The organism is Nocardiopsis sp. TNDT3 (assembly GCF_003427465.1).
Taxonomy (GTDB): Bacteria; Actinomycetota; Actinomycetes; order Streptosporangiales; family Streptosporangiaceae; genus Nocardiopsis; species Nocardiopsis dassonvillei.
Window position 1 is genome coordinate 1 of sequence record NZ_QPFC01000622.1, and the last position, 1,934, is coordinate 1,934.

The following is a 1,934-nucleotide window of genomic DNA, read 5'->3' on the forward strand; positions in this document are numbered from 1 at the left end:
GCGCCGACCTGGCCCGCACCCACCACGCCGTCGTCTACGCCACCGGCGCCAGCGTCGACCGCCGCATGGACGTGCCGGGGGAGGACCTGCCCGGCAGCGTCGCGGCCACCGACTTCGTCAACTGGTACTGCGGGCACCCCGACACCGCCCTGGAGCGGTTCGTGCTCGACGCCGAGGAGGCCGTCGTGGTCGGGGCGGGCAACGTCGCCTTGGACGTGGTGCGCATCCTCGCCAAGACCGCCGACGAGCTCCGCCACACCGACATCCCCCAGCCGGTCCTGGACGTGCTCGCCGCCAGCCGCGTGCGCACCGTCCACCTGCTGTCGCGGCGCGGCCCCCTCCAGGCCAAGTTCACCGCGCCCGAGCTGCGCGACCTGCTCGCGCTGCCCGGCGCCGACGTCGTCGTGCGACCCGAACAGGTGGACATCGATCCCACCGCCGTGGGCACCGGCTCCCCCGAAACCCGCGACGTCGCCCGGGCCGCCCGCACCAACCTGCGGCTCCTGGCCGAACACGCCGCCCGCGGGCCCCGCGGGCGGGACCGCACCGTGCGGCTGCACTTCTGGGCCCGGCCCGTGGAGGTCCTGGGCGGGGAGGAGGGGCGCGTGAGCGGCGTGCGGGTGGAGGAGACCCGCCTGGACGCCGACGGACGTCTGACCGGGACCGGCCGGACCACCGACCTGCCCGCCGGGATGGTGCTGCGCTCGGTGGGGTACGCGGGCGTCGCGCTGCCCGGGGTGCCCTTCGACACCGAGGGGCGCACCGTCCCCCAGGAGGGCGGGCGCGTCCTGGACGCCGAGGGAGGCGCGGTTCCTGGGGACTACGTGGCCGGATGGATCAAACGGGGCGCCACCGGGGTGATCGGCACCAACAAGTCCGACGCCGCCGCGACCGTGCGCGCCCTGCTGGAGGACGCCGGGGCGCTGCGCGCGGCGGCCCCGGAGCTGGTGCCGCTGGAGACCGTGCTGGACGAGCGCGGGGTGGCCCACAGCGACTACGAGGACTGGTTGCGCATCGACACAGCCGAGGCCGACCAGGCCGTGGAGCTGGACCGGGGCGAGCGGGTCAAGCTCCACGGCTGGGAGGCCTACCGCAGGGTCGTCGGCGGCTGACCGATTCAGGGCCAGCCCTCCCCGGGCCCGCGGCGGAGGCTCAGGCGACCTGGTCGGTGGCGGCGCCGTAGGTGTTGCAGCCCTCCACGGTCGCCTGCGACCAGCCCTGTTCCAGCCAGAACGCCCGGTTGCCCGCGCTGCCGTGCGTGTCCAGGTCGCCTCCGGCGTTGAAGTGCTCGTTGGCCGTGCGCAGCGCCTCCTCGTCGGCGCCGGTGATCCCGCGCAGGCCCACCCCGGCCATGCACTCGGCCTGGAGCTCGGTGCGGCGCAGCGCCTCCAGTTCGGCCTGTTCGTTCTCGGCCTTCCAGGTCATGCCGTGCGCGACGCCCAGGATGCCGGTGGCGTACTGCACGTGGTGGCCGTACTCGTGGCCCATCAGGGCGAGCCAGACCTCCTCGCGCTCGTCCGGGGGGAGCAGGGCGCCCAGGTGGCGCACGTTGGGCAGCACGACGGTGACGCGGCTCAGGTCGCTCTCGTAGTAGGCGAGCGTGTACCCGTCCTCCGGGCTGGCGTCGGGGGGGTCGGGAGAGGTCCGGGTGACGGCGAACTCGGGCAGCTCCACGGACACGCCCAGGTCCTCGAACACCGGCTCCCACAGTCTGTTCAGGCACTCCCCGGAGACGGACGCGAACTCCTCCCAGGACTCGTCGGAGTCCATGTCCAGCTCGGGGACGTCGCAGTCGACCGGTACGGGCATGGCGACGTCGTAGAGGGGGTGGTCGACGACGTCGACCTCCACCTGGTTGGGCCGCGCCCTGAGGCGGTCGTCGTAGTGGGCGGACAGGTCGACGCCGGTGGGCTGGGGCTCCTCCTGGGGGGTGG

General features: G+C 74.4%; 2 protein-coding genes. One reads left to right on the top strand and one right to left on the bottom strand.

Going from position 1 to position 1,934, the window contains the following annotated elements; translation table 11 throughout:
- Positions 1–1,112 (top strand): NADP oxidoreductase (locus DQW06_RS15860; RefSeq protein WP_117198818.1); only part of this gene is annotated, 1,112 nt, incomplete at its 5' end.
- Positions 1,113–1,152: 40 nt separating this feature from the next.
- On the opposite strand, the gene DQW06_RS15865 is transcribed toward DQW06_RS15860, so the two are convergent.
- Positions 1,153–1,934: neutral zinc metallopeptidase (locus DQW06_RS15865; protein ID WP_198662460.1), on the bottom strand; the 782-nt coding region annotated here is incomplete at its 5' end.